Raw genomic sequence first — 23,160 nt, 5'->3', positions numbered from 1 at the left:
TTTGGGGAATGGTCAGAGGGCTTGCAGCACGAAACGCAACGAGGCGGGCAGGGTTTCGCCGTGACTCATGCCCTCAAAGGAGTGGTAGTCGACGCTCAGCCCCGGCAGGCCGTTCAATTGGCTTTTGAGCGTTTGCATGCGCTGATCCGGTTGCCCGACACGCGGCCCGCGCGGGTTGCCGGGTTCGGCAGTGCCACGCATCAATAGCAGGTGCGGCTGCTGCCCCTTAAGGCGCTGTTTGAAGCCCGCATCCACGTTGATGTCGGTCCACCACAAAGACGGGCTTGCCGCGGCGTAGTGTGCAAACTCGCCCGGCCGGTTGAGCAGGGCGTGCAGCACCAACAGGCCGCCATACGAGTGGCCCCACAAGGTTTGCTGTTGCAGATTGATCGGCGCCTGGGCGGCAACCGCCGGGCGCATGCGCTCGCGCAGCAGGTCGAGGAAGACGTCAGCACCGCCGCTGGGTTGCTCGGTCAGCGGGTCTGTTTGCCGGGCGGCGCCCGGTCTGTTCGGGGTGTAGTCATAGGTGCGGGCGTTGCGCTCAATGCGTAACGGCGTCTGGTAACCGATGGCCACCAGCAGCGGCGCTTTTCCGTCCGCCAACGTATTGAGCAACTGAGGATCCAGCGCGCCCATTGCGGCATTGCCATCGAGCATCCAGACCACCGGATAGCCGTCTTTGGGCGCTGCGCTGGCGGGGCGACCAATCCACAGTTGGTAGTGGCGCTGGCCATCGGCCGAGTCCAGCAGTAGCGAGCTGAAGCTGTATTTCAGGTCTTTGCGCTGCAGCAGGCTGGTGTCCATGGGCTGGTCAGGCGCAGGTCGGGCCTGAGCTGCTTGCACGGGCAGGGCCAGTGCAAGCAGTAGCGCCAGAGGGAGGATTTTCGTTCTCATCAGGCGATCTCGTTATGGCTCAGAACGACGCGGTCAGGCTGGTGAACAGCGTACGGCCCGGTTCGTTGTAAGTTGCGGCACCGGCGCCTTCGATATTGGCCACACCTTGGGCGTTGCCTTCGCGGTACAAGCGCTTGTCAAACAGGTTCTCGACGCCTGCGGTGATGCTCAGGTTACGGGTGATGGCGTAGGTGCCGCTGATCCCGGCGATGGCGTAAGGTGCCAGCTGGTTGTTGGACGTCCCCGTGACGCGTTCGCCATGGTAATCGAATTTTTTCGGCGTCTGTTTACCGTACCAGGCCACGCTGGCTTGCAGCGACAGGTCCTGGGTGGCCTGCCAGTCCAGCATCGAGTTCAGGGTGTAACGCGGGGTCACCGACAGGTAATCACCGGTCTCCTTGTTTTTCGATTGCAGCATGTAGGTGAAGTTGTTGGTCCAGGTCACTTGCGCTGACAGCGGCAAAGTCAGGGTGCCTTCAAGGCCTTCAACCAGAGCCTTGGGCACGTTTTCCCACTGATAGATTCCGGCATTGGCATAGTCGCCGGTACCGCCCACGGCGTGGCCGATTGGCGACAGGCCGGATTCGATCTTGTTTTTGTAGTCGTTGCGGAAGTAGGTCAAACCCGCGACAACGCCTTCGTTGTTGTACTCAATGCCCAGCTCTTTGTTGACGCTGGTTTCAGCCTTGAGGTCGGCGTTGCCTTGCAGGTAGCAACTGGTTGTTTGCCCGTAGCAACCCTGGCCGCGGCTATACAGCAGATAGTCCGGGTTCAACTGGTACAGGTTGGGTGCCTTGTAGGCGCGGGCGATACCGGCTTTAAGGGTTACGGTGTTGGTCAATTCGTGTGACAGGTTGAGCGATGGGCTCCAGTTGTTGCCCACGATGCTGTGGTGATCCAGGCGCAAGCCCGGGGTCAGCATGGTGCCGGGCAGCAGCTCGATATTGTCGGCCGCAAACAGCGAGAAAATCTGCGCAGAAGAGCTGGTGCTGCGGTTGGTGCTGGTCAAGCCCGGAACTGCGCCTCCTTCGGTTGTCAGTTGGGTGTTGGCGCTGGGGTCATCGAGTTTTTGCTGGGTCCACTCGGTGCCCAGGGTCAAGGTCTGATTCAGCCCCGCGTGCAATGGCAAGTTAAGCTCGCCATGGGCGGTCAGGTCCTTGAGTACGGCGGTGTAGAAACCGCTGTTGCTGAAGATGCCTTCGGTACCCCCGGCCAAGCCTTCGTTGATCCGCGTGTTGCGGGTTTTCTCGTATTGCAGGTAGGCCATGCTGCTGCCGAAATCCCATTCACCGCGATGGGTCAGCGCATAGGTCTCGCGGTAAGTTCGGTTGGTTTCATGGCCCAGCAGGCTTTTTACGTAAGCGTTGCTGTTGGTGTTTTGCGTGTCGCCGGTATAGATGTTGCCCTGGCGGCTGAAGCCCGCTTCGAACTCCAGAGTCTGCTGCGGGGTCAGGTGCCAGCTCAGCAAGCCGTTCACGTCTTTGTTGCGCACGCCTTCACGGCCAGCGGGCAGGGTGCCGACCTGGTTGCCGGTGCGCAGCGACTCGTGGCCCTGGTTGATGTCCCAGTCATCCGGGTCGGTCTTGGCGATGTTGCCGTACACCCGATAGCTCAGGTTCTCGGTCAGCGGGCCGTTGAGGCCGAAACTCATGCGCTCGGTGGCGCCTTCATCCTTGTGGGTCGGGAAGTTGCTGTAGACCGTGGCCTCGCCGTGGGTTTCAGCCCCCGGCTGTTTGGTGATGATATTGACCACACCGCCAGCAGCACCGTTGCCATACAACGCAGCGGCCGGGCCACGCAATACCTCAATGCGCTCGACCTGATCGGCCGGCACCCAGTTGGTGTCTCCACGGCTGTCCCGCTCACCGCGCCAGCCATAACGCACAGAGTTACGGCTGTTGACCGGCTTGCCATCCACCAGAATCAGGGTGTTTTCCGGGCCCATGCCACGGATGTCGATCTGGCGGTTGTTGCCGCGCTGGCCGCTGGTGGAGTTGCCCGTCAGGTTGACCCCCGGCATGGTGCGAATGATCTGTGACAGGTCATTGGCCGGAGGGCGCTTTTTGATGTCTTCTGCGGTAATGATCGACACACCGGGCATCTGCTTGGTTTCTTCCAGGGCCGTGGCGACGACGTTGGTGTTTTCGAGTTCCAGCGCCGCAGGCGTGGTGTCCTGAGTCGCAGCCTGAACGGAGCTGGTCAGCAGCCAGCAACTGGATAACACAAAAGGGGCGAAAGGGCGCAGCGCATGTAACGACATCGGGTGATCTCCGAGACAACCAGATACAAGAAGATCACGAATGATAATGACTGCTAATTGAGAGTAAAGCGCATTAACTTTCTAAACACTTCTGGGCGGGCAGTAACAGGTGCATGCACAAACCGGTCTCGCCGTTAGTCGCCCACAGGCGCCCTTGTTGTAGCTCGATGGCGCGCTGGGCAATGGCCAGGCCCAGGCCAAACCCTTCGCCGATCGAACCTTTTAGGCGCTGATAAGGCACAAACAGGTTGGGCAGGTCTTCTTCTGCCACGCCGGGCCCCTGATCTTGAAGGCACAAATGCCAGGCATCGCCTTCGCGCCAGCCGCTGAGGGTGACGTTGCTATCTGGCGGCGAATAGCGAATGGCGTTGCGCAACAGGTTTTCCAGGGCCTGAGCCAGGCTGTCGAGGTGCACTTGCACATAACACTCGGTGCCCAACAGGCAAGGCAAGCGTTCGGCTGACCAGCCACTTTCAAAGCAGGCGTCTTCGCACAAGGCTTCCCACACCGACAGCACCAGCACTGGCTCGCTGGGCAGTTGCATGCGCTCGGTGTCCATCCAGGCCAGGTTAAGGGTGTCTTCGAGCAAGCGCTGCATGTCGTCGATTTCGCGCTCCAGTCGCTGGCGCAACTGCTGCGCCGGTAACTGGCTGTCATGGGCGATGCGCAGACGTGCCAGCGGTGTGCGCAATTCGTGACTCAGGGTGCGTAACAACAAGCGCTGCTGATTCAGGCTTTGGCGCAAGCGGCTGGCCATGTGTTCGAAGGCTTGAGCCAGCTCGCCCAACTCATCGCGGCGCTTGATCAACGGCAAAGGCACTTCGCTGTCCAGATCATCTGCGCGCAAGGCATCGGCGCGATCGCGCAAGCGATTGAGCGGCACCACCAGATTTCGATACAGCAGCAGGCCGAGCAGTGCGGCGAGCAAGGTCGGCATCACGCCGTGACTGAGCACATGGGTCCACGGCGTGAGGCCGCTGGGCAACAGGCGTTCGGGCAATTGGATAACCAACTGTCCTTGCTCGGGATGCGTGGGGAACGGAATGCTGACATAAGGCAGTTCGTCCTGCAGGCGTCGGCTCATGGGCCAATGCAGTTGGCGCATAAAGGTCAGCTGGCGATAAATCTCGGGCGTCAGCGGGGTGTTGCTTAAGCTTTCCAGGTGCGGCCCCAGCACCGTGACCCAGGTGTTCTCTTTGGCGGCGACTTGACGGGTAAAGCGCTGCAGTGCGTCACGGTCCTGCTGCTGCCAAATGTCTTCGGCTTGCTGGGCATACTCGGCCAGGTAATCGCGCTCTTCAGGCGTCAGAAAGTAGGTCTGGCGTTCAGTCGACAGGCCCCAGATCCAGATGATCCAGGTCAGCAGCAAACAAAAACTGACTTGTATCAGCGCCAGCTTCCACAGCAAGGGGTGACGGCGCATCAGTGTTTTTCCGTGTCGACCAGAATATAGCCCTGGCCGCGTATCGACTGGATCTGAATATGCTGCGCGCCGATCGCCGCCAGCTTGCGCCGGACATTGCACACGTGCACATCGAGGCCACGGTCCAGTCGCGTGTAGATACGGTGCAACACCTGCTGATATAAAAACGCCTTGCTCAAGGGTTCGCCGCCGTGTTCATGCAGGGTGAGCAGCAGGCGAAACTCAGAACCGGTAAGCCCGGCCAGTTCGCCGTTGTGCAGCACATCCTGGGCGCTCTCATCAAAGATCATTGAGCCGTACTCACGCTCAACCGCAGGTGGCTTGAACATGGCCATGCGCCGCAGCAGCGCATCCGTGCGCGCGTCGAGTTCGGCCAGGCTAAAGGGTTTGGGCAAGTAATCATCGGCACCACGGGTAAAGCCGGTGATGCGGTCCTGTTCATTGCCCAGGGCCGACATCAGCATCACCGGCACATTTTGCTGGCTGCGCAGGGCTTCGAGCAGTGACAAGCCGTCGATGCCCGGCAACATGATATCCAGCAGCACCAGATCAAAAGAGCGTTGTTGCAGGGCGTTGAGGCCCTGAATGCCATCCGGGCAACTGGTGACGGCAAAGCCGCGCTGCAACAGATGACGTTCGAGGTCGTGGCGAAGCCGGAAATCGTCTTCGACCAGCAGCAGGTGGGTGGGGCTAGGCATAGGAGAAAGGTATCAATGAGAATATTTCACATTCGCGAATATCCCACTAATACCGATGCTGCGCAATTGCTATGACGGACAGGATGACCGTTGTCATCTGTCTAGCCCGGTGGATGCACAGCGGATCTGATCAACTACAGGTCGGATTCGCACAAAAAGGGCGGTCTTGCTTCTGTTCGAATGATCCTCAACGGCCGGCCCCGCAGGCGGCTTTCAAGTGCGATCAACGACAAGGGTACCTGACATGCAAATGCCTAAAACCATCCAGATCAAGAACGGCGAAAAAGTCACCCCAACGTTCTCGGCCCAGGAGTACGCCCATCGCCAGGCCAAGCTGCGTGCCTACATGGCGCAGAACAATATCGATGCCGCGGTGTTTACCTCGTACCACAACCTCAACTATTACAGTGATTTCCTGTACTGCTCGTTTGGCCGTAACTACGCACTGGTTGTCACGCAGGACCGCGTGGTGACCATCAGCGCCAACATCGATGGCGGCCAGCCCTGGCGCCGGACCATGGGCACTGACAACATCGTTTACACCGACTGGCAGCGCGACAACTACTTTGTCGCCATCCAGCAAGCGTTGCCCAAGGCCGGGCGCATCGGGATCGAATTCGATCACATGAATTTGCTCAATCGCGACAAGCTCGCCAGCCGTTACCCGCAAGCGGAGTTTGTCGACATCGCCGCACCCTGCATGCGCCTGCGCATGATCAAATCGGCCGAAGAACACGCGATTATTCGCCATGGCGCGCGTATCGCCGATATCGGCGGGGCGGCGGTTGTCGAGGCCTTGGCTGATCAGGTGCCGGAATACGAAGTGGCGCTGCATGCGACCCAGGCCATGGTCCGGGAAATTGCCCGCACCTTCCCGGACTCTGAATTGATGGACAGCTGGACCTGGTTTCAGTCCGGCATCAACACCGATGGCGCACACAACCCGGTGACCACCCGCAAGGTCAACAAAGGCGACATTCTAAGCCTTAACTGCTTCCCGATGATTGCCGGTTACTACACCGCCCTGGAGCGTACGTTGTTCCTGGATCATTGCTCTGACGCACACCTGCGCCTGTGGGAAGTGAACGTCAAGGTGCACGAGGCCGGGCTAAAGCTGATCAAGCCGGGCATGCGCTGCTCGGACATTGCCCGGCAGTTGAATGAGATCTTTCTGGAACACGATTTGCTGCAATATCGCACCTTTGGTTACGGCCATTCGTTTGGCACCTTGAGCCATTACTACGGGCGTGAAGCTGGGCTGGAGCTGCGTGAAGACATCGACACGGTGCTGGAGCCAGGCATGGTGGTCTCGATCGAGCCGATGATCATGATTCCCGAAGGCCGCCCCGGTGCCGGCGGTTATCGCGAACACGACATTTTGATCGTGAACGAACAGGGCGGTGAAAACATCACCCATTTCCCGTATGGCCCGCAGCACAACATCATCAAGAAATAAAACACTTGTATCCGCTGCCGCAGGCTGCGCAACCCATCGCAGCCTGCGGCAGCGACTACAAAGGCCTTCTCAACGCATGCGCGCCTTAGACGCGCAGTGTTTCTGACCCATTACCCCTGCCAACAAGAACACAATGAGGGTATTTGTCATGTCCACCGTCTCGTCCACGCTTTCCCTGACCGCCGAACAACAGCTCGAACTCAGCAGTGAACGCAAGGCCTTGCGCCGCGCCGCCACCGCCAGTTTTCTGGGCAATTTTGTCGAGTGGTTTGATTACGCCGCTTATGGCTATCTGGCGACCATCATCGCCTTGACGTTTTTCCCGCAGACCGATGCGGCAACCGGTCTGCTGGCAACCTTCGCGGTGTTTGCGCTGTCGTTTATCGTGCGTCCCATCGGCGGGCTGGTATGGGGCCATTTTGGCGACAAATACGGGCGTCGCAGCGCCTTGGCCTGGTCGATTCTGATCATGACTGTCTCGACCTTCTGTATTGGTTTGTTGCCGGGTTACAACCACATCGGTCTGTGGGCTCCGGCGCTGCTGTTGTTGATTCGGCTGGTGCAGGGTTTTTCGGCCTCCGGTGAGTACGCGGGGGCTTCGGCGTTTTTGGCCGAGTACGCCCCTCAGGGCAAACGCGGCTTTTACACCAGCATTGTCCCGGCGAGCACCGCCGCCGGGCTGTTGTTCGGTGCGGTATTTGTCGCGGGTCTGCATGCGCTCATGACCGTCGAAAACCTCCATGACTGGGGCTGGCGCTTACCGTTCTTGCTGGCCGCGCCGTTTGGTCTGGTCGGGCGTTATATCCGCGTCAGCTTGCAGGATTCCCCCAAGTTCCTGGAGATGGAAAAACGCCTGGAGGCCAAGGAATGCGCGACCCACGCGCCGATTCGCGAGTTGCTCACGGTGCATCGCCGTGCGGTGGTCATCGGCATCGGCGTGACGTGCTTGAATGCCGTGGCGTTTTACCTGCTGCTCAGTTACATGCCGACGTACCTGTCGACAGAAATGGGCATGAGTGAAAGCGATTCATTTATCGCTTCTACCGTGTCTTTGGCGACCTACATCGGCTTGATCTTTTTGATGGGCAAAATGTCCGATCGGTTTGGTCGCAAGACCATGCTGGTGGCGGCATCGGTACTGTTTTTGCTGCTGACGTTTCCGCTGTTCGGAATGCTCGGCAACCCGTCGCTGGTGGTGATTTTGATGATTCAGATTGCTTTCGGGGCGATTCTGGCGATGAACGACGGCACCTTGCCGTGTTTCCTGGCCGAGATTTTCCCGACGCGGGTGCGCTTCAGCGGCTTCGCTTTCAGCTTTAACATCGCCAATGCCGTGTTTGGCGGCACCGCGCCGTTTATCGCGACCTGGTTGATCCAGCTGACGGGCAACAAAATGGCCCCGGCCTGGTACTTGTTGGCGGCAGCCGCCGTGGCCTTGATCGCAATGCTCGCCAGCCGCGAGACCGCGTACAAGGCACTGCAGGATTAACAAAAACCGCGCGGGTATCTGTAGGAGCGAGCTTGCCTCGCGATCTTTTAAACAGTCAAAAGATCGCGATACAAGCTCGCTTCTACGTCTGCGGGATCAATGCAACGCCACTTGCTTACGCTCGCCAACCGGCGAGACGCCGAACAGGCGGCTGTAGCATTTGGAGAAATGCGCCGCCGAGACAAAGCCGCAGGCGAGGGCGATGTCGCGTACTTGCGACTCGCTGCGCAGCAACAAAGTACGGGCACGGGCAAGACGCAGTTCCAGGTAGTACTGGCTTGGCGTGCGTTGCAGGTGTTTGTTGAACAGGCGCTCCAGCTGGCGAACCGACACGTCATTGAATCGGGCCAGGTCTTCAAGGCTGACCGGTTCTTCCAGGTTGGCTTCCATAATCGCCACCACCTGGCTGAGTTTGGGCTGCGAAGTCCCCAGCTTTTGCCGCAAAGGCACCCGCTGTTGCTCTTGTGCGCCACGGGCCCGATCGCACAACAGCAGCTCAGCGGCGTGGGCGGCGATCTCCCGGCCACCCGGTTCACGGGCGATCAATTGCAAGGTCATGTCCATGGACGCGACGCCGCCGGAGCAGGTGAAGCGATCGCGGTCCATCTCGAACAACTGGTTGGAAATGATGATCCCGGGGAAGTGGTCCTTGAGGGTTTCAATGTCTTCCCAATGGATGGTGCAGCGATAGCCCTTGAGCAAGCCCGCACGGGCGAGCCAGTAACTGCCGGTACAAATGCCCCCCAAGGTGACTTTTTCGTGGGCCAGCTTGCGCAACCAGTTAAGCAAGGGGCGACTGCTGAGGTGAGACACAATCGGGTTTGAGCCCACCACCAGCAATATGTCCAGTTTTGGTGCATCGCCAATGGCGTAGTCGGGCAGGATGCGCATGCCGTTGCTGGCGGTCACCGGGTCCAGGTTGGGGGCGATGATCACCGAGCGGAACAACTCCCGCCGCGCCGCCATATTGGCCATGCGCAGGGTCTCAATCGCCGAGGCAAAACCGATAGTGGTGAAGTTCGGTATCACTAAAAAACCCACGGTTTTAGCCGTGGGCACATTAATCGACGAGTCTGTAACAGGTGCTGGCATTCCAAGGTTCCTTCTTACGCTCCAGGACGCGTCTAGCGTCGGGGTTTTCGCAGTTCGTTGCATTGCCCATTGCGCAACGTGTGATGCGCTGGAACCTAGCCAAGCATTTGTTATGCCAGCGGTTAAGCGTGGCTTGCGGCGTGTGGTGTGATCCGGGTCAAGCGATGTCATTTTGTTATCAGGTACAACCACCCATGAGGAGTTCATAAAAATAATGGTCCGCACCGAGGGGTCCACCCCAGGTCGGCGCCTTAAAGGAATAACGCCATGGTTTTAACCTTCCCGCGTCTGGCCATAGCCGGTCTGACGCTGATGAGTACCTTTGCAGCCTGCGCCAATGAGCCGACTCCGGCAGTTGGCAGCGCCTCCGAACCCACGCAGACCGAGCGCGGCCAGTATGTTGCCCAACTGGGTGACTGCATCGCTTGTCACACCGCAAAAGGCGCGGCGCCCATGTCTGGCGGCCAGGCGCTGAAAACCCCGATGGGGACTATTTACTCGACCAACATCACCCCTGACCGTGACACCGGTATTGGCAACTACAGCTTTGAACAGTTTGATGAGGTGATGCGCAAAGGCGTGACCCCGAGCGGGCAACACCTGTACCCGGCCATGCCGTATCCGTCTTACGCGAACATGAGCGAAGGCGATATGCAGGACTTGTATGCCTACCTGATGCAGGGCGTAACCCCGGTCAAAAACGCCAACCTGGAATCTGCAATGAGCTTCCCGTTCAATCAGCGCTGGGGCCTGGCGTTGTGGAACATGATGTTCCTCGATACCCGGCCGTTTGTGCCTGACCCGGCCAGGACTGACGTGATCAACCGTGGCGCCTATTTGGTGCAAGGGCTTGGGCACTGCGGCTCATGCCATACGCCACGCGGTCTGGCTTTCCAGGAAAAAGCCATGAGCGATGTCGGCAGCAGTGGCATGCACTACCTGGCCGGCGAGACGGTCGAAGAGTGGCAAGCATTGAGCCTGCGTAACCTGTGGACCGTGGAAGACACCGTGCAATTGCTCAAGACCGGGCAAAACCGCTTTGCCACAGTCGCGGGCAACATGGTCGATGTGATTCACCACAGCACCCAGCATTTCACCGATGCCGACCTGACGGCCATTGCCAGCTATTTGAAATCGTTGCCAGCAGGCAAGGACGAGTTGCCGATGCTCGCAGTGGCCAACGCCCCGGCCCTTGCCCCTGATACCTTGTTCAGCACCCGTGGCGGGTTGGGTTATACGCAGTTCTGCGCCGACTGCCACCGCCCGGACGGCGGCGGGGTCAAAGGTATCTTCCCGCCCTTGAATGGCAACCCGAGCATCCTTTCGCCTAACCCGACCTCGCTGTTGCATATCACCCTGACCGGCTGGCAAACCGCGCAAACGGCGGATCATCCGCGGGTCTACACCATGCCCGGCTTTGCCAGACTGAGCGATGCCGAAATCGCTGAAATCCTGAGCTTTGTGCGCAGCAGTTGGGGCAATGACGCCGCAGCCATCAAGCCTGCGCAAGTGGCCAAGATGCGCAAGCAACTGGATCCGCAGACCACAGATTCCAGCGCCTTTGAAACCCCGCGCCTGGCCAATCTGTTGAGCGCATCCAACGCCGATCAAGTGGTGCGCGGCATGCGTCTTCACCTGCAAACCAAGGCTTTGCTCCCGGACAACGTCGGCAATGCGCTCAATTGCACCAGTTGCCACTTGAATGCGGGCACTGTGGCGGATGGTTCGCCGTTTGTGGGCGTGTCCGCGTTCTTTCCGGGTTATGCGCCGCGTGCTGGCAAGGAAATCACCCTGGAGGAGCGGATCAACGGCTGTTTCCGCCGCTCGATGGACGGCAAGCCGCTGCCGGTCGCGTCCCCTGACATGCAGGCCATGGTGGCGTATTTCGACTGGATGAAAATGAACACCGCCCCCGGCGATAAAGTGGCGGGCCGTGGGGTCGGCAAGATCGACCCGGGCATCAAGCCTAATGTCGACAACGGCAAAGTTGTGTATGCGCAGCAATGCGCAGTGTGCCACGGTGATGATGGCCAAGGCCTCAAGCACGCCGATGGCAGCTATGTGTACCCGCCGTTGTGGGGCGATGATTCGTTCAATATTGGCGCGGGCATGGCGCGCACCTACACGGCGGCGGCGTTCGTCAAGCGCAACATGCCGATCGGCTTTCACGAGAAATTCCCGTTGGGGCAGGGCGGCTTGTCAGATCAGGACGCTGTGGACGTGGCCGAGTACTTCTCGCACAAACCCCGGCCAGACTTCGTCGACAAGGCCAAGGACTGGCCAAAGGGCGGTAAACCGGTGGATGCGCGCTACTGAGTAAACCCGTGTAGGAGCGAGCTTGACTCGCGATCTTTTAAAAGATCAAAAGATCGCGAGGCAAGCTCGCTCCTACAGGGTATTCGCCAGTGCGTGATGTCAAACGTGCGGGGTGGTGTGGGGTTTTTCCTGTGGGCTGGCGTATTGCGGCTTGAGCACGCCGTGGTTGTCCAGCAACCAGGCGTCCATCACTTTACGCACCACCGGGCCGGCAACACGGCCACCGGCTTCACCGTTTTCGATCATCACCGAGATCACGATTTGCGGGTCTTCTGCCGGGGCAAAACCAACAAACAAGGCGTTGTCACGGTTGCGCTCGGCGGTTTTCAGACGGTCGTAACGCTCACCTTGCTTGATCGCCACCACTTGCGCCGTACCACTTTTACCGGCAATCCGGTATTGCACGCCTTGTGCCGCCGCCCGTGCGATGCCGCGCGGGTCATGCATCACCAACTGCATCGCGTGGTTGACCTGTTCCCACTCCTTGGGGTCGTGCAGCACGATGTTAGGCATCGGGTTTTCATCGACCGGCGGGGTGCTGTCGATGGTCTTGGCCAAGTGCGGACGGTTCCACACGCCTTTGTTGGCAATCAACGCGGTGGCTTGTGCCAGTTGCAGCGGCGTGACCTGCATGTAGCCCTGACCAATGCCCAGAATCACCGTTTCACCGGGGAACCAGGCCTGGCGGCGCGTGCTGCGCTTCCATTCGCGGGACGGCATCAAGCCCGACGACTCTTCAAACATGTCCATCGAGACTTTCTGCCCCAGGCCGAACATCGACATGTAGTCGTGCATGCGGTCAATGCCCAGCTTGGACGCCAGATCATAGAAGTAGGTGTCGTTGGAACGCATGATCGCCGCATTCAAGTCGACCCAGCCGTCGCCGCTGTGGTTCCAGTTGCGGTATTTGTGGTCAACATTGGGCAACTGGAAATAGCCGGGGTCGAAGACCCGAGTCGAGGCAGAAATCACACCGCTGTCCAGGCCGGCAATCGCCACTTCAGGCTTGATCGTCGAGCCCGGTGCATACAGGCCGCGCAAGGCCCGGTTGAACAGGGGTTTGTCGACCGAGTCACGCAGGGCCGAGTAATCCTTGGAACTGATGCCAGTCACAAACAGATTGGGGTCGAAGCTGGGCTTGCTGACCATCGCCAGCACTTCACCGGTTTTCGGGTCGATGGCGATGATGGAGCCGCGACGGTCGCCCAAGGCTTCTTCGGCGGCTTCTTGCAGGTGGATATCCAGGCTCAGGACAATGTTCTTGCCCGCGACTGCGTCGTGGTGGCGCAGCACGCGCATCACCCGGCCCTGGGCATTGGTCTCGACTTCTTCAAAACCCACCTGGCCGTGCAGTTCGTGCTCGTAAAAGCGCTCGATGCCGGTCTTGCCAATCGACTGAGTGCCACGATACTCGGTGGGGTCCAGTTGCTTGGCTTCTTTCTCGTTGATGCGCCCGACATAGCCCACCGAATGGGCAAAGTGATCGCCCTGCGGGTAATGGCGTACGAACTGGGCTTCGACATCAATGCCCGGCAAACGGTACTGGTTGACCGCCAGCAGGGCGATTTGCTCTTCGGTCAACTCGTACAGCAGGGTCGAGGGATCAAACGGATGCCGGGCCTGCTTCATGGCCTTGGTGAATACCGCGCGGTCTTCTTCCGGCAAGTGCAGGATGCTCATCACGTTGTCCAGCACCTTGGCGGTGTCGCCAGCGCGTTCGCGGGTGATGGTCATGTTGAAGCTGGGCTGGTTATCCGCCAGCAGCACGCCGTTGCGGTCATAGATCAGGCCGCGTTCCGGCGGGATGGGCAGCACGTGGACCCGGTTGTTTTCAGACACGGTGGAGTTGTAGTCGAACTCGGTGACTTGCAGAAAATACAGGCGGCCGATCAGCGTGCAACTGATCGCCAGGACCAACAGGGCGCACGCAATCAGTCTTTTATTGACCAGCCGTTTCTCGGTGTCGTGATCTTTAAGAGGGATCGGCTCGGGCATGTTCCGGGTGTCTCATGTCAGTAAACAAAAGTGCAGCAGCCCGCAGGACGATAACGGGCAACAAAAGTCGGCGCACACCTTACCAAGAAGCTCGGGTTGAAGTCGGTTTATTGGTCGGTTGTTCAACCAAAGCCGACAGTCTGCTGTGGCTGCGGGCTGCTGTAAACTCGCTTCCTTTTAGGGGAACGATGGCGATGTTGCCTTTGATTGACTGGCGCCCGCGCGCAGTGTTGCAGAGCTTACACCTGGATTGGCTGCAACAGGCCGGTGTCGAGGTGGCCGTCTTGCGTCTGGACCAGATCGACCCACTGATCAGTGGCAACAAGTGGTTCAAGCTCACCGAGCACCTGACAGCCGCACACGCCGCAGGCGCACGGGGTTTGATCAGCCTGGGCGGTGTTCATTCGAACCATTTGCATGCGCTTGCGGCGGCGGGCAAGCGCTTTGATTTTGCGACAGTCGGTCTGTTGCGCGGCCATCCGCAGCAGACCCCGACCACGCTGGACCTTGAACGCTATGGCATGCAACTGCATTGGCTGGGCTTTGCCGGTTATCGGGCGCGGCATGCACCGGGCTTTTGGGCGCCCTGGCAGGCGCAATACCCGGGATTGCAGCCGGTGCCAGAAGGTGGCGGTGGGCTGCCGGGTGCGCGGGGCTGCATAACCCTGGTGCATCAGGTGCGTGAGCAACTGGCGGCGCTGGGTTGGGATGACTACGACGCCTGGTGGTTGGCTGCCGGTACGGGTACCACCCTGGCCGGCCTGGTGTTGGGTGAGGCGGGGCAGCACAAGGTGTACGGCGCCTTGGCGGTGCCGGACGATCATGGTGTCGCGCCGCAAATCGAAGCAATTTTGCAAGCGGCGGGGCATGTGGGGCGCAACTTTGAACTGACCGACGCCAGTCGCGGCGGTTTTGCCAAGGTAGATGAAGATTTGCTGGCGTTTATCCAGGCCAGCGAAGCAGCCAGTGGTTTGCCGCTGGAGCCTCTTTACACCGGCAAAGCCTTGATGGCGCTCAAAGCGGCGGTTGAGCTGGGGCGCATCGGTCGTGGTCAGCGAGTGGTATTTGTGCACACCGGCGGCTTGCAAGGCCGCCGGGGATTTGCCTTCGCTTCGTAAACACCACCCCCGCAGGAGCGAGCTTGCCTCGCGATCTTTTGATCTTTAAGACAGCTCACCCCTAAGGCGTGAAAATCAGCGTTCAGGCAGCATGCGCAGCAGGGTGTTGTCTTTGATCAGATAGTGATGGCCGAGCCCGGCGAGGGCGTGCAGGCCGATCAGCCAGTAACCGATGGTTGCGCCCAGTTCGTGCCAGCCTTTTATTTGCTTGGCGAGGTCTACGTTTTTCGCGGTCAGGGGCGGGATGTCGAGGCCATAGAAGAACACCGGCTTGTCGTTATGGCTGAGGATCAAATAACCCAGCACCGGCATGGCGATCATGAACAGGTACAGCGCCCAGTGCATCAACGTGGCCAGCGCGGTTTGCCAAGCCGGGGGCGTGGGGATGATTTTTGGCGCGACGCCCAGGGTTCGCGCCAGCAGCCGCAGCCAGACCAGTGCAAAAACCGTCAGGCCGAGCATAAAGTGGGCGTCCTTCATCATGTTGCGACCGTCGCTGTCTTTCGGGAAGATTCCGCGAAATTCAATCGAGGCGTAAATCAATACAAACAGCAGCACCATCAGCCAGTGCAGGGCGATGGAGACACGACTGTAGCGCTCAGCGGTGCTTTTCCAGGACATGGGGTTTCCTCACGGTTCAGGTTTGGCCTCCGTTCTTGTTCGACGGAGTGCTCACACTGTAATACGCCTGCGAGGGAAAAAGCTGAGGTGGGTCAGTTTTCAGGGTTGCCGGGCACGTTGGGCCACAGGTCAGCCACTAAAAACAGACGCTCGGCTTCTTCCCAGTCGCCGCTGCCGTTCTCAACCAGGCGCACCATTAGCTGTGCCGGCGCCTGCGTGTGCAGTTCGGCCAGCCACACGTCGAGTTGTTGTTTGCTCCATAACCCTTCTGGCGTTGCGTGCGCCGGGGCCAGCCAGGCGTGGCGGGGCAGGGGTTGCCAGCAACCTTCAGCGCTCTGGTGGATAAAGGCGGGCCAATCACGTTGATGCAGCCAGCGCCCGCGTAAATGCAGCGGGTGTGCGCCTGCTGGCGGCAGCGCATGTCCCGGCCACGGGTACAGCAGGTAGCCGCCCAGCCACAGGCTGGCAGTGAAGGTCTGAATATCCAGCCCGGCCAGGATCTCCCGGCTTTCAGGGCGGTTGGACATTGGCAGTTGGTGCTGGCTGAAGTGCTTGAGTTTGCGGTCCAGGCGGTCATTGCTGCCGGGGCCCAGCCAGTTGCCGGGGTCGCGGCCATCGGCCTGCTGCGGGCCAAGGTACAGCTTGATCGCCAGTTCCAGGTGGTGAACCCCGTCACGGTCGCGCAGCAACAGGTCCAGTTCACCCAAGGTGTGGCCACCCAAGCGGATCGGCAGGTTGGCCGCGAGCAGTTCTACCCCCGGCGCATGCTCGACGGCAAACTGCCAGAGCCGCTCGTAATAGCGCCCCAGTCGGCGCGTGGTGGCCAATGCCAACCACTGCTGCAGCGGCTCGCTGTGCTGGTCCAGCGTGCGCAACCAGTGTTCCAGTTGGTCCGGTGCTTGCACCCAGTCGCTGCCGGCCAGCGGGTGGCGCTGCGGCCACGGGGTTTGGCTGAGCATGGGCGGGGCGAGGATCACCCACGCCAAATCACGCACCTCAGGGTGACGTAATTGGCGGGGCAGGTTGAGCAAGTCGGGAAAGAGGATCATTGTGCGAGCATAGCTCCCGTAGCCTGAAAGGGTTTTGTCTATTGTCCTGTTTCGACCATAATCGCTGTTTTCGCACGCCTAAAACCTTGCAGGAGCCTCATGGAGCAATTTCGTAATATCGGCATTATTGGTCGTTTGGGCAGTTCTCAGGTGCTCGATACGGTTCGCCGACTGAAAAAATTCCTGCTTGAGCGGCACATGCACGTGATCCTCGAAGACACCATTGCCGAGGTATTGCCCGGGCACGGTTTGCAGACCTCCTCGCGCAAGATGCTCGGTGAAGTCTGTGACATGGTGATTGTGGTCGGTGGTGATGGCAGTTTGCTCGGCGCGGCCCGTGCACTGGCCCGCCACAATGTCCCGGTGCTGGGCATTAACCGCGGCAGCCTGGGCTTTTTGACCGATATCCGCCCGGATGAGCTGGAGGTCAAGGTCGCCGAAGTGCTCGATGGCCACTATAAGGTCGAAAACCGCTTTCTGTTGCAAGCCGAAGTTCGCCGCCACGGTGAAGCCATCGGTCAGGGCGATGCCTTGAATGACGTGGTGCTGCACCCCGGCAAGTCGACGCGGATGATCGAATTCGAAATGCACATCGACGGCCAGTTCGTCTGCAGCCAGAAGGCTGACGGTCTGATCGTCGCCACGCCAACCGGCTCTACCGCTTACGCCATGTCGGCAGGTGGCCCGATCATGCATCCCAAGCTGGATGCCATCGTGATCGTGCCGATGTACCCGCACACCCTGAGCAGCCGGCCGATTGTGGTCGATGGCAACAGCGAGCTGAAGATCGTCGTGGCCAAGGACATGCAGATCTACCCGCAAGTCTCGTGCGATGGTCAGAACCATTTCACCTGTGCGCCGGGCGATACCATCACCGTCAGCAAAAAGGCGCAAAAGCTGCGTCTGATCCACCCGTTGGACCACAACTACTATGAAGTGTGTCGGACCAAGCTTGGCTGGGGCAGCCGACTGGGCGGTAGGAGCGACTGATGCTCGATCCTGCGCGCAGTTACGATTTGATCGGTGACGTGCATGGCTGTGCTCATACCCTTGAGCACCTGCTGGAACGTCTGGGCTATCGCAAACTCGCCGGTATCTGGCGACACCCGCAACGGATAGCGGTGTTTCTCGGTGACATCATTGACCGCGGCCCGCGAATTCGCGAGTCGCTGCATATCGTTTACGACATGGTCCGCACCGGTCAGGCGCTGTGCCTGATGGGCAACCATGAATTCAACGCGCTGGGCTGGTGCACACCGGCCCCGCCAGGCAGTGGCAAAGAGTATGTGCGCGAACACAACGCGCGGCACACCCGGCTGATCCACGAAACCCTTGAGCAGTTCGCCCAGTACCCCGGCGAGTGGCACGACTTTGTGCAGTGGTTTTATGACATGCCGCTGTTTGTCGACGCCGGGCGTTTCCGGGTAGTGCACGCCTGTTGGGATGCAGATGTGATAAGCCCGCTGCGCGCCCAATACCCTGACGGCTGTATTGATCAGCCGTTTGTGCAGGCGGCCGCGTACGCAGACAGTTTTGCTCATCTGGCTTTCAACCGGCTGCTGCGCGGCACTGACATGCGCTTGCCGGATGGCCTGACGCTGACGGGTGGTGACGGCCTGACGCGGGCGTTCTTCCGGACCAAGTTCTGGGAAGACGACCCCAAGACCTACGGCGATATTGTCTTTCAACCCGACGCATTGCCTGAACGCGTGGCGCAAAAGCCGTTGTCTTCGACAGAAAAAGGCACCTTGCTGCGCTATCCCGTCGATGAGCCGATGTTGTTTGTCGGCCACTATTGGCGCAGCGGTGAGCCAGCGCCCATACGGCCAAACCTGGCCTGCCTGGACTACAGCGCGGTGCTTTACGGAAAATTAGTGGCCTACAGGCTTGATCAAGAAACCCGGCTCGATCCCGCCAAGTTTGTATGGGTGGATGTAGAGCGCCCGGAGGCTGTGCAATGAGTGTGGTGGAGGTTTTACGTTTACCTATTTCGGTCGACCTTGCGGGCTTTGTGGCGTTGCTCAAGCGCATGCAAGTGCCCCATCGGGTCAGCGAAGAGGCGGGCGAGCAAGTGTTGTGGGCGCCCTCCGAGATTGCTGGCGATGTGCGCAGACTGTATGAGCAATTCCCGCTGGGCGACCCTGATAACCAGATCCCGGTTGCCGAACGCCCGGCGGCGATGGGCCGCCCCGGCTTTGCCCAGCAATTGAAGGCCAGCCCGGCCACCGCTGTGATCTTGCTGATCTGCATCATCGTGGCGGTGATTACGCAACTGGGTGACAACCTGTCCACCTTGAGCGCATTGACCTTTGTCGGCTTCAATATTCATGGTCAGTACGTAGAATTCACGCCCTTGTCGCAAAGCCTTGCTTCCGGACAATGGTGGCGCTTGATCACCCCGATGTTTATCCACTTTGGCGTCCTGCACATTGCCATGAACGGCATGTGGTTCTGGGAACTCGGGCGCCGGGTTGAAATACGTCAGGGCAGCATCAATCTGGTGGGCTTGAGCTTGTTGTTCAGCCTGGTGTCCAACTTTGCCCAATACCTGTTTGGCGGGCCCAGCCTGTTCGGCGGGTTGTCGGGTGTGCTGTACGGCCTTTTAGGGCATGTGTGGATTTACCAGGTGATGGCGCCCAACCCGGTTTACCACCTGCCCAAAGGCGTGCTGGTGATGATGCTGGTGTGGTTGGCGTTGTGCCTGTCCGGGCTGGTGTCGATGATCGGCTTTGGCGAAATCGCCAACGCGGCCCACGTCGGCGGGTTGTTGATAGGTTGCCTCACCGGCTTGCTGGGCGGGCTTTGGGCCAGCCGCAAACAGGTTTAAGACCGTGTAGGAGCGAGCTTGCTCGCGATCTTTTGATCTTTAAAAGCTCGCTCCTGCAGGGGTTTAATTTCATGCAAATGTTCTCGAGCAGGAAAAGAACCATGTCCTCTTTCAATGAAATGATTAAAAACATCACCCCTGATATCTATCAGAGCCTGAAACTGGCGGTCGAAATCGGCAAGTGGGCCGATGGCAACAAGCTGACCGCCGAGCAGCGCGAGCTGTCGTTGCAGGCGATGATCGCTTGGGAAGTGCAGAACCTGCCTGAAGATGAGCGAACCGGCTACATGGGCCCGCAAGAATGCAGCTCCAAGTCGGCGCCCGTGCCAAACATCCTGTTCAAGTCGGATGCTATCCATTGATTGAGATTGGTCGCGGTGCAATCAGCAAAATGTCGGCAAGCCTGCAAGAGCCGACCGTTCAATATGCGTTTCGTTTGGGCGATACCGAGGTGCCGGTCAATCCGTTGATCGGGACTAAACTGCGTCTGGAGTTCCTGGGGGAGATCAATTGCACCCACTGTGGACGCAAAACCAAAAAAAGCTTCAGTCAGGGCTATTGCTACCCGTGCATGACTAAACTGGCGCAGTGCGATGTCTGCATCATGAGCCCGGAGCGCTGCCATTACGACGCAGGCACATGCCGTGAGCCGTCGTGGGGCGAGAAGTTCTGCATGACTGACCATGTGGTGTACCTGGCCAATTCGTCAGGCGTGAAAGTCGGCATTACCCGTGCCACGCAACTGCCGACCCGCTGGCTGGATCAGGGCGCGAGCCAGGCATTGCCGATCGTGCGTGTGGCCACGCGCCAGCAGTCGGGGTTTGTCGAGGACCTGCTGCGCACCCAAGTGGCCGACCGTACCAACTGGCGCGCACTGCTAAAGGGCGATGCTCAGCCGGTGGATCTGGCGGCGGTGCGAGATGAGCTGTTTGGCAGTTGCGCAGAAGGCCTGCAGATCTTGCAGGAACGTTTCGGGCTACAGGCGGTACAACCTTTGCATAGCGTCGAGCCCATCGAGATTCGCTACCCGGTCGAGCAATACCCGAGCAAGATCGTGAGCTTTAATCTGGACAAAGACCCTGTCGTTGAAGGCACGTTGATGGGGATCAAGGGTCAATACCTGATCTTCGACACCGGCGTTATCAATATTCGCAAATACACGGCCTACCAGTTGGCCGTGCATCAGTAAAAAGGATTGCAGCATGCGCACCGAACAACCGCAAATGATCTACCTGAAGGACTACCAGGCGCCCGAGTACCTGATTGACGAGACGCACCTGACCTTCGAGCTGTTCGAGGACCACACGCTGGTCCATGCGCAACTGGTGATGCGCCGCAATCCCGCCCGTGGCCAGGGCTTCCCGGCCCTGGCGCTGGACGGCCAGCAACTGGAGCTGCTGTCGGTCAAGCTTGACGATGTCGAGCTGACCGCAGCGGACTACGAGCTGACAGACAGCCACCTGACCCTGCATCCGACCACCGAGCAGTTTGTGGTCGACACCAGCGTCAAGATCCACCCCGAATCCAATACCGCGCTGGAAGGCTTGTACAAGTCCGGCACGATGTTCTGCACCCAGTGCGAGGCCGAAGGCTTTCGCAAGATCACCTATTACCTTGACCGCCCGGACGTGATGAGCACGTTCACCACTACCGTGGTCGCCGAACAGCATCGCTACCCGATCCTGCTGTCCAACGGTAACCCGCTGGCCAGCGGCCCCGATGAAGACGGCCGCCACTGGGCGACCTGGGAAGACCCGTTTAAAAAGCCGGCCTACCTGTTTGCCTTGGTCGCGGGCGACCTGTGGTGCGTTGAAGACACGTTCACCACCATGACTAATCGCACCGTGGCGCTGCGCATTTACGTCGAGCCCGAGAACATCGACAAATGCCAGCACGCCATGAACAGCCTGAAAAAGTCCATGCGCTGGGACGAAGAAGCCTATGGTCGTGAATACGATCTGGACATCTTCATGATCGTTGCGGTGAACGACTTCAACATGGGCGCCATGGAGAACAAAGGCCTCAATATTTTCAACTCCAGCGCCGTGCTGGCCCGTGCAGAGACGGCGACCGACGCTGCTCACCAGCGGGTTGAAGCGATTGTTGCCCACGAATACTTCCACAACTGGTCGGGCAACCGCGTGACCTGCCGTGACTGGTTCCAGTTGTCGCTCAAAGAAGGCTTCACGGTGTTCCGTGATTCCGAGTTCTCGGCCGACATGAACTCACGGGTTGTCAAGCGCATTCAGGACGTCGCGTTCCTGCGCACGCACCAGTTCGCCGAAGACGCAGGCCCGATGGCTCACGCCGTGCGCCCTGAGAGCTTTATCGAAATCTCCAACTTCTACACCCTGACCGTTTATGAAAAGGGCTCGGAAGTGGTGCGCATGCTGCAAACCTTGCTCGGCGCCGAGGGCTTTCGCAAGGGCAGCGACCTGTACTTTGAACGCCACGACGGCCAGGCCGTGACCTGCGACGACTTTATCAAGGCCATGGAGGACGCCAATGGCGCGGACCTCAGCCAATTCAAGCGCTGGTACAGCCAGGCGGGCACCCCGCGTCTGGCTGTCAGCGAGCATTACGACGCTGAGCAAAAAACCTACAGCCTGACTTTCGCCCAAAGCTGCCCGCAGACCCCGGACAAAGTTGAAAAGCTGCCGTTCGTGATCCCGGTCGAGCTGGGACTGTTGAATGCCCAGGGTGCCGAGTTGCCGCTGCAACTGGCCGGCGAATCGGCGGCGGTCGGCACCAGCCGTGTTCTGTCGGTGACCGAAGCAGAACAGACGTTCACCTTTGTCGGTATCAATGAAAAACCGCTGCCGTCCTTGCTGCGCGGTTTCTCGGCGCCGGTGAAGTTGCAGTTTGCCTACAGCAGTGACCAACTGGTGTTCCTGATGCAACACGACACCGACGGTTTCAACCGTTGGGATGCGGGTCAGCAGTTGTCGGTGCAAGTCTTGCAGACGCTGATTGGTCAGTATCAACGTGGCGAAACCCTGGTCATGGACCCGCGCCTGGTCGAAGCCCTGCGCAGCGTGCTGACCAACCCGCAACTGGATCAGGCGATGGTGGCCGAGATGCTGTCGTTGCCGGGTGAAGCCTACTTGACCGAAATCAGCGAAGTGGCCGATGTCGATGCCATTCACGCGGCGCGCGAGTTTGCGCGCAAGCAATTGGCCGACAGCCTGTTTGACGAGTTGTGGGCGCGTTACCAGGCCAACCGTGAAGTGTCTAAAGTCACGCCCTATGTGGCCGAAGATGAGCATTTCGCCCGCCGCAGCCTGCAAAACATTGCGCTGTCGTACCTGAGCCTGAGTGGCAAACCTGAAGTTGTGGCGGCAACGCTGGAACAGTTCGAAAACAGCGACAACATGACCGAGCGCCTGAACGCGCTGGCGATACTGGTCAATTCGCCGTTCGAGGCTGAAAAAGCCCTGGCCCTGGCCAGTTTTGCCGAGCACTTCAAGGACAATCCGCTGGTCATGGACCAGTGGTTCAGCGTGCAGGCGGCCAGCCCGCTGCCGGGTGCTTTGCAGCGTGTTCAGCAACTGATGGAGCACCCTGCGTTCACCATCAAAAACCCGAACAAGGTCCGGGCCTTGATCGGTGCTTTTGCCGGGCAGAACCTGATCAACTTCCACGCCGCCGATGGCTCGGGCTACCGCTTCCTGGCAGATCTGGTTATCCAGCTCAATGCGCTTAACCCACAAATCGCCTCGCGGCAGTTGGCCCCGCTGACCCGCTGGCGCAAATACGACAGTGCCCGTCAGGCGCTGATGAAGGCAGAGCTTGAGCGCATTCGCAGCTCTGGCGAGTTGTCCAGTGACGTATTTGAAGTGGTCAGTAAAAGCCTCGCGTAAACGCGGTGGCTGAAAAGGCGCTGGCCGGTAATTCGGTCAGCGCCTTTTTTGTGTGCATTGAA

18 protein-coding genes are annotated in these 23,160 nt (G+C 59.4%); 10 read left to right on the top strand and 8 right to left on the bottom strand.

Features of this window, described 5'->3' with window-relative positions:
- Positions 1 to 12: 12 nt before the first annotated feature.
- From GHO32_RS03635 to GHO32_RS03620, 4 genes are all read right to left on the bottom strand, one after another.
- Entirely contained in the window at positions 13 to 894 is an 882-nt protein-coding gene (locus tag GHO32_RS03635) for an alpha/beta hydrolase (protein WP_153332986.1), read from the bottom strand.
- A gap of 19 nt (positions 895 to 913) precedes the next feature.
- Positions 914 to 3,154, bottom strand: coding sequence for a TonB-dependent siderophore receptor (locus tag GHO32_RS03630; RefSeq protein ID WP_153332984.1), 2,241 nt, complete (start codon positions 3,152 to 3,154; stop codon positions 914 to 916).
- Positions 3,155 to 3,227: 73 nt separating this feature from the next.
- Positions 3,228 to 4,577, bottom strand: coding sequence for a sensor histidine kinase (locus GHO32_RS03625; RefSeq protein WP_153332982.1), 1,350 nt, complete (start codon positions 4,575 to 4,577; stop codon positions 3,228 to 3,230).
- Positions 4,577 to 5,275, bottom strand: coding sequence for a response regulator transcription factor (locus tag GHO32_RS03620; protein WP_153332980.1), 699 nt, complete (start codon positions 5,273 to 5,275; stop codon positions 4,577 to 4,579). Before GHO32_RS03620 ends, GHO32_RS03625 begins: the two co-directional genes overlap by 1 nt.
- A 244-nt stretch (positions 5,276 to 5,519) precedes the next feature.
- Here GHO32_RS03620 and GHO32_RS03615 point away from each other — a divergent pair, with 244 nt between their 5' ends.
- Both GHO32_RS03615 and GHO32_RS03610 read left to right on the top strand, forming a co-directional pair.
- On the top strand, positions 5,520 to 6,731 hold the full coding sequence (locus GHO32_RS03615) for a M24 family metallopeptidase (protein ID WP_048370226.1): 1,212 nt from the start codon (positions 5,520 to 5,522) through the stop codon (positions 6,729 to 6,731).
- Positions 6,732 to 6,879: 148 nt separating this feature from the next.
- Positions 6,880 to 8,220, top strand: coding sequence for an MFS transporter (locus GHO32_RS03610; RefSeq protein ID WP_153332978.1), 1,341 nt, complete (start codon positions 6,880 to 6,882; stop codon positions 8,218 to 8,220).
- A 96-nt stretch (positions 8,221 to 8,316) separates the two neighbouring features.
- On the opposite strand, the gene GHO32_RS03605 is transcribed toward GHO32_RS03610, so the two are convergent.
- The gene (locus GHO32_RS03605; RefSeq protein ID WP_153332976.1) at positions 8,317 to 9,312 is read right to left on the bottom strand and encodes a GlxA family transcriptional regulator; all 996 of its coding nucleotides are present in this window, start codon (positions 9,310 to 9,312) and stop codon (positions 8,317 to 8,319) included.
- Between the two features lie 267 nt (positions 9,313 to 9,579).
- Between GHO32_RS03605 and GHO32_RS03600 the strand changes: the two genes are divergently transcribed.
- Positions 9,580 to 11,628, top strand: coding sequence for a c-type cytochrome (locus GHO32_RS03600; RefSeq protein WP_153332974.1), 2,049 nt, complete (start codon positions 9,580 to 9,582; stop codon positions 11,626 to 11,628).
- A gap of 99 nt (positions 11,629 to 11,727) precedes the next feature.
- Here the strand turns inward: GHO32_RS03600 and mrdA are convergent, their stop codons facing one another.
- Complete coding sequence (mrdA, locus tag GHO32_RS03595; protein ID WP_048370234.1) at positions 11,728 to 13,623, bottom strand: penicillin-binding protein 2; 1,896 nt, start codon at positions 13,621 to 13,623, stop codon at positions 11,728 to 11,730.
- Positions 13,624 to 13,817: 194 nt separating this feature from the next.
- Here mrdA and GHO32_RS03590 point away from each other — a divergent pair, with 194 nt between their 5' ends.
- Positions 13,818 to 14,741, top strand: a complete 924-nt coding sequence (locus GHO32_RS03590) for a 1-aminocyclopropane-1-carboxylate deaminase/D-cysteine desulfhydrase (RefSeq protein WP_153332972.1) — start codon at positions 13,818 to 13,820, stop codon at positions 14,739 to 14,741.
- Positions 14,742 to 14,816: 75 nt separating this feature from the next.
- Here the strand turns inward: GHO32_RS03590 and GHO32_RS03585 are convergent, their stop codons facing one another.
- On the bottom strand, positions 14,817 to 15,362 hold the full coding sequence (locus GHO32_RS03585; RefSeq protein WP_153332970.1) for a cytochrome b: 546 nt from the start codon (positions 15,360 to 15,362) through the stop codon (positions 14,817 to 14,819).
- 92 nt (positions 15,363 to 15,454) lie between these two features.
- Complete coding sequence (locus GHO32_RS03580) at positions 15,455 to 16,411, bottom strand: DUF1853 family protein (RefSeq protein WP_153332968.1); 957 nt, start codon at positions 16,409 to 16,411, stop codon at positions 15,455 to 15,457.
- A gap of 99 nt (positions 16,412 to 16,510) precedes the next feature.
- Between GHO32_RS03580 and GHO32_RS03575 the strand changes: the two genes are divergently transcribed.
- The 6 genes from GHO32_RS03575 (at position 16,511) to pepN (ending at position 23,098) form a co-directional block, all read left to right on the top strand.
- On the top strand, positions 16,511 to 17,401 hold the full coding sequence (locus tag GHO32_RS03575) for an NAD(+) kinase (protein ID WP_153332966.1): 891 nt from the start codon (positions 16,511 to 16,513) through the stop codon (positions 17,399 to 17,401).
- Positions 17,401 to 18,372 carry a metallophosphoesterase gene (locus GHO32_RS03570; RefSeq protein ID WP_153332964.1) on the top strand — a complete coding sequence of 324 codons (972 nt, stop codon included), beginning with the start codon at positions 17,401 to 17,403 and terminating at the stop codon, positions 18,370 to 18,372. Before GHO32_RS03575 ends, GHO32_RS03570 begins: the two co-directional genes overlap by 1 nt.
- Complete coding sequence (locus GHO32_RS03565; RefSeq protein WP_153332962.1) at positions 18,369 to 19,238, top strand: rhomboid family intramembrane serine protease; 870 nt, start codon at positions 18,369 to 18,371, stop codon at positions 19,236 to 19,238. The genes GHO32_RS03570 and GHO32_RS03565 overlap by 4 nt, the downstream gene beginning before the upstream one ends.
- A 101-nt stretch (positions 19,239 to 19,339) precedes the next feature.
- A complete protein-coding gene (locus GHO32_RS03560; protein ID WP_153332960.1) occupies positions 19,340 to 19,600 on the top strand; it encodes a YeaC family protein in 261 nt (86 codons plus the stop codon).
- On the top strand, positions 19,597 to 20,427 hold the full coding sequence (locus GHO32_RS03555) for a DUF2797 domain-containing protein (protein ID WP_048370248.1): 831 nt from the start codon (positions 19,597 to 19,599) through the stop codon (positions 20,425 to 20,427). Before GHO32_RS03560 ends, GHO32_RS03555 begins: the two co-directional genes overlap by 4 nt.
- 13 nt (positions 20,428 to 20,440) lie before the next feature.
- Positions 20,441 to 23,098, top strand: coding sequence for an aminopeptidase N (pepN, locus tag GHO32_RS03550; protein ID WP_153332958.1), 2,658 nt, complete (start codon positions 20,441 to 20,443; stop codon positions 23,096 to 23,098).
- The last annotated feature ends 62 nt before the right edge of the window (positions 23,099 to 23,160 follow it).

This window comes from Pseudomonas sp. FSL R10-2189, assembly GCF_009600325.1.
GTDB classification, from domain to species: Bacteria; Pseudomonadota; Gammaproteobacteria; order Pseudomonadales; family Pseudomonadaceae; genus Aquipseudomonas; species Aquipseudomonas helleri.
This window is presented reverse-complemented; position numbering and strand designations above follow the sequence as displayed.

Bases quoted from the DNA above. Each gene is read 5' to 3' on its own strand.
- GHO32_RS03575 (WP_153332966.1), top strand. From the start codon at position 16,511: ATGGAGCAATTTCGTAATATCGGCATTATTGGTCGTTTGGGCAGTTCT.
- mrdA (WP_048370234.1), bottom strand. From the start codon at position 13,623: ATGCCCGAGCCGATCCCTCTTAAAGATCACGACACCGAGAAACGGCTG.
- GHO32_RS03570 (WP_153332964.1), top strand. From the start codon at position 17,401: ATGCTCGATCCTGCGCGCAGTTACGATTTGATCGGTGACGTGCATGGC.
- GHO32_RS03610 (WP_153332978.1), top strand. From the start codon at position 6,880: ATGTCCACCGTCTCGTCCACGCTTTCCCTGACCGCCGAACAACAGCTC.
- GHO32_RS03605 (WP_153332976.1), bottom strand. From the start codon at position 9,312: ATGCCAGCACCTGTTACAGACTCGTCGATTAATGTGCCCACGGCTAAA.
- GHO32_RS03560 (WP_153332960.1), top strand. From the start codon at position 19,340: ATGTCCTCTTTCAATGAAATGATTAAAAACATCACCCCTGATATCTAT.
- GHO32_RS03620 (WP_153332980.1), bottom strand. From the start codon at position 5,275: ATGCCTAGCCCCACCCACCTGCTGCTGGTCGAAGACGATTTCCGGCTT.
- GHO32_RS03600 (WP_153332974.1), top strand. From the start codon at position 9,580: ATGGTTTTAACCTTCCCGCGTCTGGCCATAGCCGGTCTGACGCTGATG.
- GHO32_RS03580 (WP_153332968.1), bottom strand. From the start codon at position 16,411: ATGATCCTCTTTCCCGACTTGCTCAACCTGCCCCGCCAATTACGTCAC.
- GHO32_RS03630 (WP_153332984.1), bottom strand. From the start codon at position 3,154: ATGTCGTTACATGCGCTGCGCCCTTTCGCCCCTTTTGTGTTATCCAGT.
- GHO32_RS03615 (WP_048370226.1), top strand. From the start codon at position 5,520: ATGCAAATGCCTAAAACCATCCAGATCAAGAACGGCGAAAAAGTCACC.
- GHO32_RS03625 (WP_153332982.1), bottom strand. From the start codon at position 4,577: ATGCGCCGTCACCCCTTGCTGTGGAAGCTGGCGCTGATACAAGTCAGT.
- GHO32_RS03590 (WP_153332972.1), top strand. From the start codon at position 13,818: ATGTTGCCTTTGATTGACTGGCGCCCGCGCGCAGTGTTGCAGAGCTTA.
- GHO32_RS03565 (WP_153332962.1), top strand. From the start codon at position 18,369: ATGAGTGTGGTGGAGGTTTTACGTTTACCTATTTCGGTCGACCTTGCG.
- GHO32_RS03585 (WP_153332970.1), bottom strand. From the start codon at position 15,362: ATGTCCTGGAAAAGCACCGCTGAGCGCTACAGTCGTGTCTCCATCGCC.
- GHO32_RS03635 (WP_153332986.1), bottom strand. From the start codon at position 894: ATGAGAACGAAAATCCTCCCTCTGGCGCTACTGCTTGCACTGGCCCTG.
- pepN (WP_153332958.1), top strand. From the start codon at position 20,441: ATGCGCACCGAACAACCGCAAATGATCTACCTGAAGGACTACCAGGCG.